13 protein-coding genes and 1 pseudogene are annotated in these 16,851 nt (G+C 71.1%); 6 read left to right on the top strand and 8 right to left on the bottom strand.

Translation table 11 applies throughout. The annotated features are described in order from the left end of the window. The first annotated feature begins 43 nt into the window (after nucleotides 1–43). The 4 genes from ACFW48_RS28440 to ACFW48_RS28425 all read left to right on the top strand — a co-directional run bounded on the left by ACFW48_RS28440 (nucleotide 44) and on the right by ACFW48_RS28425 (nucleotide 4,817). Nucleotides 44–1,381 carry a DUF2252 domain-containing protein gene (locus tag ACFW48_RS28440; RefSeq protein ID WP_386319264.1) on the top strand — a complete coding sequence of 446 codons (1,338 nt, stop codon included), beginning with the start codon at nucleotides 44–46 and terminating at the stop codon, nucleotides 1,379–1,381. Nucleotides 1,382–1,450: 69 nt separating this feature from the next. Then, nucleotides 1,451–2,158 carry a hypothetical protein gene (locus ACFW48_RS28435; RefSeq protein WP_386319262.1) on the top strand — a complete coding sequence of 236 codons (708 nt, stop codon included), beginning with the start codon at nucleotides 1,451–1,453 and terminating at the stop codon, nucleotides 2,156–2,158. Between the two features lie 94 nt (nucleotides 2,159–2,252). Further along, nucleotides 2,253–3,053, top strand: coding sequence for a DsbA family protein (locus ACFW48_RS28430; protein ID WP_386319259.1), 801 nt, complete (start codon nucleotides 2,253–2,255; stop codon nucleotides 3,051–3,053). A 78-nt stretch (nucleotides 3,054–3,131) separates the two neighbouring features. Then, on the top strand, nucleotides 3,132–4,817 hold the full coding sequence (locus tag ACFW48_RS28425) for an alkaline phosphatase D family protein (protein WP_386319257.1): 1,686 nt from the start codon (nucleotides 3,132–3,134) through the stop codon (nucleotides 4,815–4,817). On the opposite strand, the gene ACFW48_RS28420 is transcribed toward ACFW48_RS28425, so the two are convergent. Next, on the bottom strand, nucleotides 4,802–5,401 hold the full coding sequence (locus tag ACFW48_RS28420) for a dienelactone hydrolase family protein (RefSeq protein ID WP_386319255.1): 600 nt from the start codon (nucleotides 5,399–5,401) through the stop codon (nucleotides 4,802–4,804). The genes ACFW48_RS28425 and ACFW48_RS28420 overlap by 16 nt on opposite strands. A gap of 105 nt (nucleotides 5,402–5,506) precedes the next feature. Here ACFW48_RS28420 and ACFW48_RS28415 point away from each other — a divergent pair, with 105 nt between their 5' ends. Continuing rightward, complete coding sequence (locus tag ACFW48_RS28415) at nucleotides 5,507–6,631, top strand: mechanosensitive ion channel family protein (RefSeq protein ID WP_386319252.1); 1,125 nt, start codon at nucleotides 5,507–5,509, stop codon at nucleotides 6,629–6,631. Between the two features lie 24 nt (nucleotides 6,632–6,655). Here ACFW48_RS28415 and ACFW48_RS28410 read toward each other — a convergent pair whose 3' ends face one another. From ACFW48_RS28410 to ACFW48_RS28390, 5 genes and pseudogenes are all read right to left on the bottom strand, one after another. Continuing rightward, a complete protein-coding gene (locus ACFW48_RS28410; RefSeq protein ID WP_386319250.1) occupies nucleotides 6,656–8,242 on the bottom strand; it encodes a Na+/H+ antiporter in 1,587 nt (528 codons plus the stop codon). Nucleotides 8,243–8,326: 84 nt separating this feature from the next. Next, nucleotides 8,327–8,813 (bottom strand): annotated as a pseudogene (locus ACFW48_RS28405) (GNAT family N-acetyltransferase). Continuing rightward, a complete protein-coding gene (locus ACFW48_RS28400) occupies nucleotides 8,810–9,754 on the bottom strand; it encodes an RluA family pseudouridine synthase (protein WP_386319247.1) in 945 nt (314 codons plus the stop codon). Before ACFW48_RS28400 ends, ACFW48_RS28405 begins: the two are co-directional and overlap by 4 nt. Before the next feature lie 95 nt (nucleotides 9,755–9,849). Further along, nucleotides 9,850–10,443: a signal peptidase II gene (gene lspA, locus ACFW48_RS28395; protein ID WP_386319244.1), complete on the bottom strand. Its 594-nt coding sequence runs from the start codon at nucleotides 10,441–10,443 to the stop codon at nucleotides 9,850–9,852. 68 nt (nucleotides 10,444–10,511) lie between these two features. Then, nucleotides 10,512–11,261 (bottom strand): TraR/DksA C4-type zinc finger protein, encoded by a 750-nt coding sequence (locus tag ACFW48_RS28390; RefSeq protein WP_386319242.1) that lies wholly within the window; start codon nucleotides 11,259–11,261, stop codon nucleotides 10,512–10,514. Between the two features lie 595 nt (nucleotides 11,262–11,856). Here ACFW48_RS28390 and ileS point away from each other — a divergent pair. Then, on the top strand, nucleotides 11,857–15,036 hold the full coding sequence (gene ileS, locus ACFW48_RS28385; RefSeq protein ID WP_386319239.1) for an isoleucine--tRNA ligase: 3,180 nt from the start codon (nucleotides 11,857–11,859) through the stop codon (nucleotides 15,034–15,036). A gap of 278 nt (nucleotides 15,037–15,314) precedes the next feature. Here the strand turns inward: ileS and divIVA are convergent, their stop codons facing one another. Together divIVA and ACFW48_RS28375 are read right to left on the bottom strand one after the other, a co-directional pair. Continuing rightward, complete coding sequence (gene divIVA / locus ACFW48_RS28380) at nucleotides 15,315–16,496, bottom strand: apical growth/hyphal branching protein DivIVA (RefSeq protein WP_386319236.1); 1,182 nt, start codon at nucleotides 16,494–16,496, stop codon at nucleotides 15,315–15,317. 55 nt (nucleotides 16,497–16,551) lie between these two features. Beyond that, the gene (locus ACFW48_RS28375; protein WP_007448661.1) at nucleotides 16,552–16,836 is read right to left on the bottom strand and encodes a YggT family protein; all 285 of its coding nucleotides are present in this window, start codon (nucleotides 16,834–16,836) and stop codon (nucleotides 16,552–16,554) included. Nucleotides 16,837–16,851: the final 15 nt, after the last annotated feature.

Raw genomic sequence — 16,851 nt, 5'->3', positions numbered from 1 at the left:
CGCTCCGCTCGTCACGCACCACCCGCACCAGGAGGCACCAGGCATGTCGGTCCCGCAGCTCAACGAGGAGCGCGGCGAGGAGATCCTCGCCGTCTTCGACACCGCCTTCGGCCAGCTGCTGGCCGCGGATCCGGCGGCGTTCCGCGTGAAGTTCCGGAAGATGGCGGCCTCGGCCTTCGCGTTCTACCGCGGCACCGCAAGCCTCTTTTACCACGATTTGACCGTGGACCAGGAGTTCGGTTCGCAGAGCGGCGGCCCGTACCTGGACGAGCGGACCTCCCGGGTGTGGATCCACGGCGATCTGCACGCGGAGAACTTCGGCACGTACATGGACTCCACCGGCCGGCTGATCTTCAACGTCAACGACTTCGACGAGGCCTACGTCGGCCCCTTCACCTGGGACCTCAAGCGCTTCGCCGCCTCCGTCGCGCTGATCGGGTACGCGAAGGCGTTCAGCGACGAGCAGATCACCGAGCTGGTGCGGGTGTACGCGGGCGCGTACCGCGAGCGGATCCACGCCCTGGCCACCGGTGCCAAGAGCGACGAGGTGCCGCCGTTCACGCTGGACACCGCGGACGGGCCGCTGCTGGGCGCGCTGCGCGTGGCCCGCTCCCTGACCCGTTTCGGGCTGCTGGACTCGATGACGGAGATCCGTGACTTCGAACGCCGCTTCGCCCCCGGCGGCGGCGCCATCGAGCTGGACGCGGCCACGCGCTACAAGGTGCTCGCGGCCTTCGACGGCTACCTGGAGACGCTCCCGGAGTCGTCCCTGGCCCGCCCCGACTCCTACCGCGTCAAGGACGTCGTCGGCCGCCGCGGCATCGGCATCGGGTCGGCCGGCCTGCCCTCGTACAACATCCTCCTGGAGGGCAACAGCGACGCCCTGGAGAACGACGTCGTGATCTACATCAAGCAGGCCCAGACCCCGGCGGTCTCCCGGCACATCACCGACCAGGCCATCTCGGACTACTTCCAGCACGAGGGCCACCGCACGGTGATCTCCCAGCGCGCCCTCCAGGCGCACGCCGACCCGTGGCTGGGCTGGACCGAGCTGGACGGCTCGGGCCAGCTGGTCGCGGAGGTCTCGCCGTACGCCGTCGACCTGGACTGGGGCGACATCGACGACCCGGAGGAGATCGCCGAGGTCGTCGCCGACCTGGGCCGGGCCACGGCCGCCATGCACGCGGCGGCGGACGACCAGTCCGGCGAGTCCCTGGTGCCCTTCTCCACCGAGCGGGCCATCGACGCGGCCATCGCCGCCGACGAGGAGGGTTTCGCACCCCTCCTGGTCAACTTCGCGCACCGGTACGGCGCACGCGCGCGCGGCGACCACCAGACCTTCGTCGACCTGTTCCGCAACGGCCGGATTCCAGGTCTGTAACCGTCGGCTCTCTCACAGGAACCCTTTAGGGGTCCCTTACCGGGCCCCATGACAGACTCTTCAATCGCTATGGACATATCCGGAACCCCGCTCAGAGCCGTACGCGCGGCGCTGTTCACGGCACTCGTCGTGACGCTCAGCACCGCGTCGCACGTGCTGCTGTCCGGGGTTCCGCTGCCGCTGCCCACCGTGGCCGCGGTCGCCGCCGCCGTGTTCCTGATCGCGTACGCCCTGGCCGGGCGGCGTGAGCGCGGCTTCGGGCGGATCGCCGCCCTGCTGATCCCGCTGGAGCTGGCCGCCGACACGGTCTTCACCACCGGCCAGCACGTCTGCTACGGGCGGACGGGCGGCCCGGTCGCGGGCCCACTGCGCTCCGTCGGCTTCGACGTGCTGTGCGGCAACGGGACGGGCGTCCACGCCGGCGTCGCCGCCCCGCTGACCCGGGTGACCGGCGCGGAGACCGACCGGCTGGCGACCGTGCTGGCCGACGCCGACCCCGCGACCGCCTGGCTACTGCTCGGCGCGCACGTGGGCGTGGGCCTGCTTGCGGCGGCCTGGCTGCGGCGCGGCGAGCGCGCGCTGGCCCAGTTGCTGAGCGCGGTGGCCGCGACGACCTTCCGGCCGCTGCTGCTCGCCGTCGCGGCCGTGAGCGTGCGCCGGGCCCCGGCGGTGCACCGCCCGGCCGCCCCGGCCCGCCGCACCACCGGCGCCCGCGAGCGGATCCTCACGCACTCCCTGGGGCGGCGCGGACCGCCGTGCCCGGTCGCCCTCGTGTGACACACCACCGAGCGTGTGACACACCACCGAGCACCGGCAGCCCCCATACGTATCCGCACACCCCCGTGTGCGCGTCCCCGGAGAGATCATCACCATGAGCAAGCGGAACAGCCAGGCGGCGAAGTCGGCGGCCCGTGAGCGCCTGCGCCAGGAGCGCGAGCGCCAGGCCAAGCGCGACAAGGTCAAGCGGCAGTCCATCGTGGCCGCCTCCATCGTCGGCGTGCTGGCGATAGCCGGCGGCATCAGTTACGCCGTCGTGCAGAGCAACCAGCCCTCTGGGTGGGACAAGGCCGCCGACGCCAAGGTGGTGGCCCCGGCCAACACCTCCGGCAAGAACGGCACCACGGTCACCCTCGGCGACGCCAAGAGCGACCACGTCGTCCACCTCTACGAGGACCCGCGCTGCCCGGGCTGCGCCAACTTCGAGCAGACCATCGGCGAGGCCGTCAACAAGGGCATGGAGGACGGCACCTACAAGCTCTCCTTCACGATCGGCACCTTCCTCGACGGGAACCTCGGCGGCGAGGGCTCGAAGAACGCGCTGAGCGCGCTCGGTGCCGCGCTGAACGTCAGCCCCGACGCGTTCATCGACTACAAGACCGCGCTGTACTCCTCCGAGTACCACCCGGAGGAGTCGACCGACGAGTTCGCCAAGGACGACTACCTGATCAAGGTGGCGAACTCGGTCGACGCCCTGAAGAACAACAAGAAGTTCCAGGACGCCGTCAAGAAGGGCACCTACGACGCCTGGGCGATGAAGATGGGCGATTCCTTCCAGAAGGCCGAGGACGTCCAGTCGACCCCGACCGTCAAGATCAATGACAAGGTGATCGAGACCCCGAGCACCGACGCCGAGTGGCAGAAGGCGCTCAAGGACGCGGGCGTCACCAAGTAACGAAGAACGGCGAACGAGCGGGCGAACTTTGGCGAGTTCGCCCGCTCGCGCGCTTACCGATCAGTAATCTGATCGCCCGTGACCAGTCGACACAGATCATCCGAGAGCACCTTCCCGTCGTCCGCCGACGGCGCGGACACCCGCACCCCGAGCCGCCGTACGGTCGTCAAGGCCGCGGCGGCCGGCGCCGTTCTGGCCGCCCCGCTCGCGGCGGCGCTGCCCGCCGGCGCCGCCGACGCCGCCCCCGCCTTCCTGCACGGTGTCGCCTCCGGCGATCCGCTGCCCGACGGCGTCCTGCTGTGGACCCGTGTGACCCCCACGCCCGAGGCGATACCGGGCTCGGGCCTCGGCCCGGACACCGAGGTGAGCTGGGTCGTCGCCCTGGACAAGGCGTTCACGAACATCGTCGCCAAGGGGTCCACCACGGCGACGGCGGCCTCCGACCACACCGTCAAGGCGGACATCCGGGGCCTCGCGCCCGCCACGGACTACTGGTTCCGCTTCTCCGCCGGTCCCACCGACTCCCCCGCCGCCCGCACCCGCACCGCCCCCGCGGCCGACGCCGCCGTCCCGGGCCTGCGCTTCGGCGTGGTCTCCTGCGCCAACTGGGAGGCCGGCCACTTCTCGTCGTACCGGCACCTCGCGGCCCGCGGCGACCTGGACGCCTGGCTGCATCTGGGCGACTACATCTACGAGTACGGCACCGGCGAGTACGGCACCCGCGGCACCGTCGTACGGCCGCACGCGCCCGCCCACGAGACCCTCACCCTCGCCGACTACCGCATTCGCCACGGCCGGTACAAGACCGACCCCGACCTCCAGGCGCTGCACGCGGCGGCGCCGGTCGTGGCGATCTGGGACGACCACGAGATCGCCAACGACACCTGGTCGGGCGGTGCCGAGAACCACACCGAGGGCGCCGAGGGCACCTGGGCGGCGCGCCAGGCCGCCGCCAAGCGGGCCTACTTCGAGTGGATGCCGGTGCGTCCCGCGATCGCCGGCACCACCTATCGCAGGCTGCGCTTCGGCAAGCTGGCCGACCTGTCGCTGCTGGACCTGCGCTCCTTCCGCTCGCAGCAGGTGGCGCTCGGCAACGGCGAGGTCGACGACCCGGAGCGCACCCTCACCGGCCGCGCCCAGCTCGACTGGCTCAAGTCCGGGCTCACCTCCTCCGACACCACCTGGCGGCTGATCGGCAACTCGGTGATGATCTCGCCGTTCGCCGTCGGCTCGATCCCCGCCGAGCTGCTGAGGCCGCTCGCCGAGCTGCTCGGCCTGCCCAAGGAGGGCCTCGCCCTCAACACCGACCAGTGGGACGGGTACACCGACGACCGCCGCGAACTGCTGGCCCACCTGCGCGCGAACGCCGTCCGCAACACGGTGTTCCTGACCGGCGACATCCACATGGCGTGGGCCAACGACGTGCCGCACAACGCCGCCACGTACCCGCTGTCCGCCTCGGCGGCCACGGAGTTCGTCGTCACCTCGGTGACCTCCGACAACCTCGACGACATCGTGAAGGTCCCCGAGGGCACGGTCTCGGCGATCGCGGCACCGGTCATCCGGGCCGCGAACCGGCACGTCCACTGGGTCGACACCGACCGGCACGGCTACGGCGTGCTGGACATCACCGCGGACCGGACGCAGATGGACTACTACGTCGTCTCCGACCGCACCGACCCGGACGCCACCTCGAAGTGGGCGCGTTCCTACCGCACCCGCAGCGGTACCCAGCGGGTCGAGCGCGTCTACGCGCCCGTCTGAGAGGCGTCCGCCTCCTGGAGCGAGTCGAGGAAGCCGAGCGCCACCCGCCAGGTGGCCTCGGCCGCCTCCTCGTCGTAGTCCGGCAGGTCGGGGTCGGTGTAGAGATGGCCGGCCCCGGCGTATCTGTAGACCTCGACGTCGGCGCCGACCCGGCCCATCTGGAGATACCAGGCGCTGAGCCAGTCGTCCGTCTCGAAGGCGTCCGGCTCGGCGACGTGCAGCTGGACCGGCAGGTCGTCGACCGAGGCGCTGGCCGCGATGTCCGAGGTGCCGTGCAGGAGCAGCAGTCCGCGCGACCGGTGGTCGCCGAGGGCGAGGGTCTGGGCGATGGAGGCGCCGAGCGAGAACCCGGCGTACACCAGTCCCCGCTCGGAATAGGGGGCGGCGGCCAGCACGGCCCGCTTCAGCAGCTCCTCCTTGCCGATCTCCTCCTGGTGGGCCATGCCCTCCTCGACCGTGTCGAACGTCCGGCCCTCGAAGAGATCGGGTGTCCAGACCTGGTGCCCGGCGTCGCGCAGCCGGTCGGCCGCCTGCCGCACCGCGGGCCTCGGGCCGAGGGTCGAGTGAAAGAGCACGATGTTCATGAGGCCATGGTGCCAGCCGGGTATGACAACGCGGCGCGCGGCGATACCCGGGACGGGACGGAAGTCACAGGTTCGCAGCGCGGCGGGTGCGGTTACGTTCGAGGGATGGAGACCATACTCCGCCCCCTGATCGTGGTCGGCGGCTCCGTCCTGCTGACCCTGGTCATCGGCTGGGCCACCGACCTGCTGCTGCGCAAGGCCGACGGACGGCACCCCGAGACGCCCCTGTGGGAGCTGCTGCGCCGTGCCCGCATCCCGTACCAGCTCCTCCTGTGCGCGGCGCTGCTGAGAGGGTCGTACATCGAGGCCGGGGTGTTCCCCGACCACCGGGAGGGGGTCGGCCGGACGCTGACGCTGGTGCTGATCGGCTCGGCGGCCTGGATGGTGATCCGGATCGCCGCGGCGATCGTCGAGACGTCGTACTCCCGCTACGCGCACGCCCATGCCCAGCAGAACCCCGCCCGGGTACGGCGGGTGCGTACCCAGGTGTCGCTGATCATGCGGGTGGTCTCGGCGGTCGTCGGCGTGGTCGCCGTGTCGTCGATGCTGCTGACGTTCCCGGCGATGCGCGCGGCGGGCGCCTCGCTGCTGGCCTCGGCCGGCATCCTCGGCATCGTCGCCGGTGTGGCGGCCCAGTCCACGCTCAGCAACATGTTCGCCGGGTTCCAGATCGCCTTCGGCGACATGGTGCGCATGGGCGACACGGTCGTGGTGGACGGTGAGTGGGGCACCGTCGAGGAGATCACGCTCACCTTCCTGACGGTGCGCACCTGGGACGAGCGCCGGATCACCATGCCGGTGTCGTACTTCACGTCCAAGCCGTTCGAGAACTGGTCTCGCGGCTCCCCGCAGATGACCGGGACCGTCTTCTGGCACCTCGACCACGCGGCCCCGCTGGAGGCGATGCGGGAGCGGCTGCGCGACATCCTGCGCGAGTGCCCGGCCTGGGACGGCCGCGACTACAACCTGACCGTCACGGACACCACCCCGAACACCATGCAGGTGCGGGCCCTGGCGACGGCGAAGGACGCGGACGACATCTGGACGGTCCGGGTCACGGTCCGCGAGGGAATGATCCGCTGGCTCGCCGACGAGCACCCGTACGCCCTGCCGCGGGTCAACACGGCGGACGCGGCGCTGCGCCCGTCCCGCGACGGCTTCCACCGCCCCCGCCGCGCCCCCGACGGAGCCCCCCGCCGCTTCCCGGAGCAGCCGTCGAAGAGCCTGTGACCGCGAGGACGTGTGCGGCCCGCCTCAGCGCAGGCTGCGCACGTCCAGGTGGCGCAGTACCCGGTCCACGATCTCCGGGGTCGCTCCGGGTTCGCTGCGCGCGGCCAGCACCTCGTGGCGCGCGGCGCTCATCATCTCGCCCTGGATCCGGCGGATCCGCTTCAGCCGCCGGGCCCGCTGCTCCTGCGCCTCGCGCCGCTCCTCGTCGCCGACGTCGGGACTGATCCGCACCCCGATGTCGAAGGCCCGGCGCAACAGCTGCTCGGACAGCTCCTCCGGCAGTTCCTCGACCGACTCGATCTCCTTGAGCCGCTGCTTGGCCGCTCTGGCCGCCCGTACGGCCAGCTCCTTCTCGTACTCCTTCTCCCGCTCGGTGTCCGCCCGCACCCCGAGCCGGCTCACCAGCCACGGCAGGGTCAGTCCCTGCAGCAGCAGCGTGACCATGATCACACCGAACGCGATGAAGATGATCTCGTCGCGGTGGGGGAAGGCGGATCCGTCGTCCGTCTTCAGCGGGATCGCGAGCGCCAGCGCGACCGAGGCGACGCCCCGCATTCCCGACCACCACATGACGACGGTCTCCCGCAAGGACATGGGGATGTCCTCGTCGTGGTCGCGTCCGGCGTGCAGCCGTTTGGTCAGCCAGGTGGCCGGCAGCAGCCACACCAGCCGCACCAGGATCACCACGCCGGCGATCGCCGCGGCCCAGCCGAGCAGTTCGGTCCAGCGTCCGGAGACCGTCCGGATCGCGTTGTGCAGTTCCAGGCCGACCAGTCCGAAGGCGACGCCGGTGACGAGCGTGTCGACGACGTCCCACACGGTGTGCCCGGCGAGCCGGGTCATCACGTCGTCGGCGTCGAAGGCGTACTCGGCGAGGAACATCGCGGTGGTGAGCACCGCGAGCACCCCGGAGCCGTGCAGTTCCTCGGCCAGGACGTAGGACCCGTAGGGCACCAGCAGCGTCAGGCCGATCTGCAGGGTGGCGTCCCCCAGCAGGCTCAGCAGCTTGTTGGTGGCCCAGCCCAGCGCGAGGCCGACCGCGACGGCGACGACGGCGGACAGCACCAGGTCGAGTCCGGCCCGCCACGGCGAGAAGGTGCCGCCGACGGCCGCGGCGATGGCCACGTGGTACAGGACGATGGCGGTGACGTCGTTGAACAGCCCCTCGCCCTCCAGGATGGAGACCAGGCGGCGCGGCAGCCCCAGTTGCCCGGCGACGGCGGTCGCCGCGACCGGGTCGGGCGGCGCCACCAGCGCGCCCAGCGCGAAGGCGGCGGCGATCGGCAGCCCCGGCACGACCGCGCTCGCCACCGCGGCCACGCAGGTCATGGTGACGAAGACCAGCGCGACCGCCAGCAGGAAGATCGGGCGCTTGTTGGCCGCGAACTGCCGCCAGGACGTGCGCCGCACGGCCGCGTACAGCAGCGGCGGCAGCAGCGCGGGCAGGATGAGCTCGGGCGGGATGTCGACGTTGGGCACGAATTCGAGCAGCGCCAGGACGATGCCGAGGACCGTCATCAGCACCGGCGCCGGCAGCCCGAGCCGGGCGCCGATCGGGACGCTCAGCAGGGCCCCGAGCAGCAGTATGAACAACAGGGCCAACTGATCCACGGTCACCGCTCCGGTCTCGGTGTTCGCACGACAAACCTCAAGCCTGCCACGTCACCGGCCCCACCAGCCGTTCGGCGCCTTCGCCTACAGGGCGCGCCGCATCGCGCGGTGGGGGATCCCGGCGTCGGGGAACTCGGGTCCGTACGCCTCGTACCCCAGTCGCTCGTAGAAACCCAGGGCGTGGGTCTGCGCGTGCAGGTCGACCGCGGTGAGCCCACGCGCGCGTGCGGCGTCCTCGACGGCCCGCACCAGCGCGGCACCGACACCCAGACCGCGGGCCTGCGCGGTCACCGCGAGCCGGCCCAGGGAGCCGACGGCCGGGTCGCCGTCGCCGTTCTTCGCCGCGGCGGCCTCCCCGTGCAGCAGCCGGCCGGTGCCCAGCGGTACGCCGTCCGCCCGGACCCGCCAGGACGTGCACGGCGGCGGCGTCGTAGGCGTCGTACTCGATGTCCTCGGGGACCTTCTGCTCGACGACGAAGACGTCCTTGCGCACCGCGAAGCACGCCTCCCGGTCACCGGGGTCCTCGGCCACGCGCACCACGTACGACGGCGGCCGGGCCGGGGCGCTCATCCGTAGGTCTCCTCGCGGACCAGGTCCAGGGCCTGCTGGAGGTCGTCGGGGTAGTCGCTGGCGTACTCGACCCACTGCCCGTCGCCGGGGTGCTCGAAGCCGAGCCGTACGGCGTGCAGCCACTGGCGGGTGAGGCGCAGCCGCTTGGCGAGCGTGGGATCGGCGCCGTAGGTCAGGTCGCCGACGCAGGGGTGGCGGTGGGCGGCCATGTGGACGCGGATCTGGTGGGTGCGGCCGGTCTCCAGCTTCACGTCGAGCAGGGAGGCGGCACGGAAGGCCTCGATGAGGTCGTAGTGCGTGACGGAGGGCTTGCCCTCGGCGGTGACGGCCCACTTGTAGTCGTGCTGGGGGTGGCGGCCGATGGGGGCGTCGATGGTGCCGCTGGTCGGGTCGGGGTGGCCCTGCACGAGCGTGTGGTAGCGCTTGTCGACCGTGCGCTGCTTGAACTGGCGCTTGAGCGAGGTGTAGGCGCGCTCCGACTTCGCCACCGCCATCAGGCCGGACGTGCCCACGTCGAGGCGGTGCACGATGCCCTGCCGCTCGGCGGCGCCGGACGTGGAGATGCGGTACCCGGCGGCGGCCAGTCCGCCGATGACCGTCGGTCCGCTCCAGCCGGGCGAGGGGTGGGCGGCGACGCCGACCGGCTTGACGATCACGACCAGGTCGTCGTCGTCGTGCACGATCTCCATGCCCTCGACGGGCTCGGCGACCACCTGCACAGGCGCGGGCGCCTGCGGCATCTCGACCTCGAGCCAGGCGCCGCCGTGGACCCGCTCGGACTTGCCGACCACCGATCCGTCGACCTGCACCTTGCCCGCCGCGGCGAGCTCCGCGGCCTTGGTACGGGAGAAGCCGAACATGCGGGAGATGGCGGCGTCGACGCGCTCGCCCTCCAGGCCGTCGGGCACGGGCAGGGTACGGATCTCGGGAATCGTGCTCACCCGTCGAGTATGCCGGACGGGCCGGACACTCCCGACCGCGCGCCCAGTCCCTGTGGACGGTCAGGCCATTGTGGAGGGTCGGTCCTTGTGGACGGTCAGTCCTTGTGGACGGTCCCGTCCGGGTCCAGGCCCCGGAAGGAGAGGATCACGATCAGGATGCCGCCGCAGACGATCGCCGAGTCGGCGAGGTTGAAGACGGCGAAGTGCTTGGGCGCGATGAAGTCCACGACCGCGCCCTCGAAGACGCCGGGCGCACGGAAGATCCGGTCGGTGAGGTTGCCGAGGGCGCCGCCGAGCAGCATGCCGAGCGCGATCGCCCACGGCAGGCTGTAGAGCTTGCGCGCAAGGCGGGCGATCACGACGATGACGGCCGCCGCGATCACCGTGAAGATCACGGTGAAGGCCTCGCCGAAGCCGAAGGCCGCGCCCGCGTTGCGGATCGCCACGAACCGCAGCCAGTCCCCGACGATCTCGATGGGCTCCTGGTGCTCCAGCTTGGCGACCACGATCATCTTGCTGATCAGGTCGAGGAGGTACGCGAACGCGGCCACCGCGAACAGCACGGCGATACGCCGCTTGCCCCGGGGGCGCTCCGGGGGCTGCTCCTGCTCGGCGTCGGGCCGCTCCTGCCCGTCCCCCGCCGCGTCCGGGGTGTCCGGCGTACCGATGATGCGCTCCGCCTCTGCCACGTGAGTCCCTCAGCCTAGGTACCTGACTGAGGACGAGGGTACGGCACGCCTTCCGTCCCGGTGGCTGATCAGTACCGTCGCTCCTGCTTCTGCTTGCACTCGACGCACAGGGTGGCCCTCGGGAAGGCCTGCATGCGCGCCTTGCCGATGGGGTTGCCGCAGTTCTCGCACAGGCCGTAGGTGCCCGCGTCCAGGCGTTCCAGGGCGCGCTCGGTCTGGGTGAGCACCTCGCGCGCGGTGGCGGCAAGCGCCAGTTCGTGCTCGCGCGTGATGTTCTTGCTGCCGGTGTCCGCCTCGTCGTCGCCCGCGCCGTCCCCGGAGTCCCGCATCATGCCCTGCAGCGACCGCTCCGAGGAGTCGATCTCGGTACGCAGCCGGTCGGCCTCGGACTGCAGCTCCCCACGCGCCTCCTCGACCTCTTGCGGGGTCCAGGGTTCCTCGCCGGGGCGTACCGCGAGGTCGCCGGGGTCCGCGGCGCCGCGGGCCTTGGGTACGGCGGTCTTGGCCGCCGTGGCCGTGCCAGGAGTCTTCTTCGCAACCACCGTCGTGGCTCCCGTCTGCTCCGCGGCCTGCGCCGCGCCCACTTTCTTGGCCGTGCTCTTCTTCGCCGTGCTCTTCTTGGCCACGGTCTTCTTGGCCGTACTCTTCTTGGCCGCGCTCTTCTTGGCCACGGTCTTCTTGGCCGTGCTCTTCTCCGCGGTGCTCTTCTCCGCGGTGGCCTTCTTCGCAGCGGTCTTCTTCGCGGCCGTCGTCTTCTTGGCAGCGGACTTCTTCGCAGTCGCCTCCGACTGCTGTACGGCGGTCTTCTTCGCCACCATGGCCGCGGCCCCTTCACATATTGTGATCTTGCGCGCGAATCGTGCTGGGACGATAAATCGACTTGGGCCCCGCGGCAACGGGGCACGCCGCCCGATTCGCCCGCCCACCGCGCGCCGCGCGGCGAGCATGCATGCGTTGTGCCCAGCTCCCCGCCCGGTAATCCGCCGGGCCGGACCCCTGCCGGACGCGCCGACAGCCGGACGCCCGGCCGCGGCATTCGGGTCATGCCGGACCGCGAGGAGGCCGTACGGCGCCCCCGCTCCACCCGGCGCCGAAAACGGGTCGGCCGCTGTCCGCTCGGCGCCGTACACTGGGCGCAGCGAAAAGCGTGGATGGGGACGAGTAGCGACGTACGCAGTCCAGAGCGACCCGGGGACGGTGTGAGCCCGGGGGCGAGCGCGACGTGAAGATCACCCCGGAGCCGCCGGAAGAAAGCCGTGACGGAAAGGTCACGGCGAGTAGAACCGGCTCGCGACCCCAATGAGGGGGCTGACCGGCGCACACGACGCACCGGGGAGCCAAGGAGGGTGGTACCGCGGGAGCACGGCTCTCGTCCCTCCGACGGAAGGCAGCACGTCCGCCGGAGGAAGCTCGTTGAATACGCAGCCGCAGTACCGCCAGGTGCCCGCCCAGGTCGACCTGCCCGCGCTCGAACACGCGGTGCTCGACTTCTGGCGCGAGCAGAAGATCTTCGCCAAGAGCCTGGAGCAGTCCGAGGGCCGCCCCGAGTGGGTGTTCTACGAGGGTCCGCCCACCGCCAACGGCATGCCGGGCGCCCACCACATCGAGGCCCGCGTCTTCAAGGACGTCTTCCCCCGCTTCCGCACCATGCGCGGATACCACGTGGGCCGCAAGGCCGGCTGGGACTGCCACGGCCTGCCGGTCGAGCTGGCGGTGGAGAAGGAGCTGGGCTTCTCCGGCAAGCAGGACATCGAGGCGTACGGCATCGCCGAGTTCAACGCCAAGTGCCGCGAGTCGGTGACCCGCCACACCGACGCCTTCGAGGAGCTCACGACCCGCATGGGTTACTGGGCCGACCTCCAGGACCCGTACCGCACGATGGACCCCGAGTACATCGAGTCCGTCTGGTGGTCGCTGAAGGAGATCTTCGACAAGGGCCTGCTGGTCCAGGACCACCGCGTCGCCCCCTGGTGCCCCCGCTGCGGCACCGGCCTGTCCGACCACGAGCTGGCACAGGGTTACGAGACGGTCGTCGACCCCTCCGTCTTCGTGCGCTTCCCGCTGACCTCCGGCCCGCTCGCCGGCGAGGCCGCGCTCCTGATCTGGACGACCACCCCCTGGACGCTGGTCTCCAACACCGCGGTCGCCGCGCATCCCGAGGTGACGTACGTCGTCGCCACGAACGGCGAGGAGAAGCTCGTCGTCGCCGAGCCGCTGGTCGCCAAGGCCCTCGGCGAGGGCTGGGAGACCACCGGCCAGACCTTCACCGGCGCCGAGATGGAGCGCTGGACCTACCAGCGGCCGTTCGAGCTGGTCGAGTTCCCGAGCGTCAGCGAGGGAACCAATGGGCGCAGCCCCGAGCCCGCGCACTACGTGGTGAACGCCGACTACGTCACCACCGAGGACGGCACCGGTCTGGTCCACCAGTCCCCCGCCTTCGGTGAGGACGACCTCAAGGTCTGCCGCGCCTACGGCCTGCCCGTGGTCAACCCGGTCCGCCCGGACGGCACCTTCGAGGAGGACGTCCCGCTGGTCGGCGGCGTCTTCTTCAAGAAGGCCGACGAGAAGCTCACGGAGGACCTGGACACCCGGGGCCTGCTGTTCCGGCACACCCCGTACGAGCACAGCTACCCGCACTGCTGGCGCTGCCACACCGCGCTGCTGTACTACGCGCAGCCGTCCTGGTACATCCGCACCACGGCCGTCAAGGACCGTCTCCTCCAGGAGAACGAGAAGACCAACTGGTTCCCGGAGTCGGTCAAGCACGGCCGGTACGGCGACTGGCTGAACAACAACATCGACTGGGCGCTCTCCCGCAACCGCTACTGGGGCACCCCGCTGCCGATCTGGCGCTGCGAGGACGACCACCTCACGGTCGCCGGCTCCCGCGCCGAACTGACCGAGCTGACCGGCACCGACCAGTCCGCCCTGGACCCGCACCGCCCGTACATCGACGAGGTCACCTTCGCCTGCCCGCAGGACGGGTGCGGCAAGACGGCCACGCGCGTTCCGGAGGTCATCGACGCCTGGTACGACTCGGGTTCGATGCCATTCGCGCAGTGGGGCTACCCGCACAAGAACAAGGAACTGTTCGAGAGCCGGTACCCGGCGCAGTTCATCTCCGAGGCCATCGACCAGACCCGCGGCTGGTTCTACACGCTGATGGCGGTCGGCACCCTGGTCTTCGACAAGTCCTCGTACGAGAACGTCGTCTGCCTCGGCCACATCCTCGCCGAGGACGGCCGCAAGATGTCCAAGCACCTGGGCAACACCCTGGACCCGGTCCCGCTGATGGACCGGCACGGCGCGGACGCGGTCCGCTGGTTCATGGCGGCCGGCGGCTCCCCCTGGGCGGCCCGGCGGGTCGGTCACGGCACCATCCAGGAGGTCGTCCGCAAGACGCTCCTCACGTACTGGAACACGGTCGCCTTCCAGGCCCTGTACGCCCGCACCACGGGCTGGGCCCCGAGCGAAGCCGACCCGGCGCCCGCCGACCGCCCGGTCCTGGACCGCTGGCTGCTCTCCGAGCTGCACGCGCTCACCGACCAGGTCACGCAGGCGCTGGACGCCTACGACACCCAGCGCGCCGGCAAGCTGCTGTCCGCGTTCGTCGACGACCTGTCCAACTGGTACGTACGCCGCTCCCGCCGCCGCTTCTGGCAGGGCGACAAGGCGGCGCTGCGCACGCTGCACGAGGTCGTCGAGACGGTCACCAAGCTGATGGCGCCGCTGACCCCGTTCATCACCGAGCGGGTCTGGCAGGACCTGGTCGTGCCGGTCACCCCGGGCGCCCCCGAGTCGGTGCACCTGTCGTCGTGGCCGGAGGCCGACCTGTCGGCGATCGACCCCGAGCTGTCCCAGCAGATGGTGCTGGTCCGCCGCCTGGTCGAGCTGGGCCGTGCCACGCGCGCGGAGTCGGGCGTCAAGACGCGCCAGCCGCTCAGCCGCGCGCTGATCGCCGTATCGGGCTTCGACACGCTCTCCCCCGAACTGCACTCGCAGATCACGGAGGAGCTGAACGTCGAGTCCCTCGCGTCGCTGAGCGAGGTCGGCGGCAGCCTGGTCGACACGACGGCGAAGGCCAACTTCCGTGCGCTGGGCAAGCGGTTCGGCAAGCGGGTCCAGGACGTCGCGAAGGCCGTCGCGAACACGGACGCCGCGGCGCTCTCCCTCGCCCTGCGCGAGGGCACGGCCGCGGTGGAGGTCGACGGAGAGACGATCACCCTCGCCCCCGACGAGGTGATCATCACGGAGACGCCGCGCGAGGGCTGGTCGGTCGCCTCCGACTCGGGCGCGACGGTGGCGCTGGACCTGGAGATCACGGAGGAGCTGCGCCGGGCCGGTCTCGCCCGTGACGCGATCCGGCTGATCCAGGAGGCCCGCAAGAACAGCGGCCTCGACGTCGCCGACCGGATCGCGCTGCGGTGGACGGCGACGGACGACGCGACCGTCGACGCGCTGAGCGGGCACAGCGCCCTGATCGCGGAGGAGGTCCTCGCCACGGACTTCGCCCAGGGCGAGGCCGACGACACGTACGGGGAGCCGTTCACGGACGAGGGCCTGTCCCTGACGTTCCGCCTGCACAAGCAGTAGCCAGTAGCCGCACAGCACCTGGGCCCGGCCTCCCTCCCGCGAGGGGTGCCGGGCCCGGTGCTGTCCATCGGGGCGGGCCGGGGGTGGGTTCGCTCGCCGGCGCCGGCCGGGTGCCTCCCTCACTCTCGGCTTCGCTCGAGCGGGCGGTGCCCCCACCGCCCACCCGTGCCCGCAGCGGCACGGCTGCCCGCAGCTCGGTACAGACAAGGGTGGGCCCCGGGTCAGAAACCCGGGGCCCACCCTGAACGCTGCCGACGGCTACGCCGTACTACCGTTCGTCAGTTGTCGTCCTCGTCGATCAGGAACCCGCGCATCGGCGAGGGCGCCTGCCCCATCTGCGACGGTCCCTGCGGCCGCACCGGAGCCATCGGCTGGGTCATCGCCGGCGACATCTGCTGCTGACCGCCGTAGGACGGACCGTTCTGGCTCGGTCCGTTGCCCATCGACTGGTTGCCGCCGTAGGACGGGGCGCTCGCACCGGCCGGAGCCATCGAGGGCGCCGGGGACGGCGGGAGGGAGGCCGTCGCGGGCGTACGCGGCGGGGCGAGCGAGTCGTCCGCCTGGGTCTCCAGCTGGCGCAGCTGCGACTCCAGGTACGACTTCAGCCGCGTCCGGTACTCGCGCTCGAAGCCACGCAGGTCCTCGACCTTGCGCTCCAGCGTGGCGCGGGCCGACTCCAGGGAGCCCATCGCGACGCGGTGCTTCTCCTGCGCGTCCCGCTCCAGGGCGTCGGCCTTGGCACGGGCGTCCCGCTCCAGACCCTCGGCACGCGAACGCGCCTCGCCGACGATCTTGTTGGCCTCGGAACGGGCCTCGGCGATCGCCTGGTCGGCGGTCTGCTGGGCCAGCGAGAGGACACGGGCGGCGCTGTCGCCACCGGGGCCGCCCTGACCGGGCATGCCACCGGGACCGCCGTGACCCTGCGGGCCGCCCATGGGGCCGCCCATCGGACCGGGGCCCATCTGGCCCTGCATCGGACCCGGACCGCCCTGGCCCATCGGCCCCGGACCCTGGCCCATCTGGCCGGGACCCTGCGGGCCACCCTGTCCGCCGGGGCCGGCGGGCAGCTGCGGGGCACCGCTCGGCAGCTGGGGCGGGCCACCCATGGGGCCACCCATCTGCTGCTGCGGCGGGCCCGATATGCCGGCGGGCACCGGAGCGCCGGGACCTCGCATGCCCTGCTGGGGCATACCACCCTGCTGCGGCGGACCCTGCTGCTGATGTTGCTGCTGCTGATCCTGCGGCGGTTCCGGAGGCTTGCGCATGTTCTGTTGGTTCTGCGCAGCCGCGCGCGTCGCCGCGGCCAGTTTGGCGCGCAGGTCCTCGTTCTCGCGGAGCAGTCGGGTCAGTTCGGCTTCGACCTCGTCGAGGAAGGCATCGACCTCGTCCTCGTCATAGCCTTCTCGGAGGCGGACGGTCGTGAACTGCTTGTTCCGCACGTCCTCGGGGGTCAACGGCATCTCTTCACCTCAACGTTGTCGTCGGCATTCGGCAAGCCCGTATCTCTCTCATCGATCACAGCCGGCTCACGATCGAGATCAGGATGTAGACGATGATCATCAGTACGAAGAAGGACAGGTCGAGCGCCACGCCCCCGAGACGCAGCGGCGGAATGAACCGCCGCAGAAGCTTCAACGGTGGATCGGTGACAGTGTAGGTGGCCTCCAGAACGACCACCATCGCCTTGCCGGGTTGCCACGAGCGGGCGAACTGGAAGACGTAGTCCATGACCAACCGGAAGATGAGCACGATGAGGAAGCACATCAGCGCGATGTAGACGACATCCAGAACCACGCTCATGACCTGTGCTTCCCT

Source organism: Streptomyces sp. NPDC058812 (assembly GCF_042744565.1).
GTDB lineage: Bacteria > Actinomycetota > Actinomycetes > Streptomycetales > Streptomycetaceae > Streptomyces > Streptomyces thinghirensis.
Note: the sequence above shows the minus strand (reverse complement) of the source record. Positions and strands in the feature narration are given on the sequence as shown.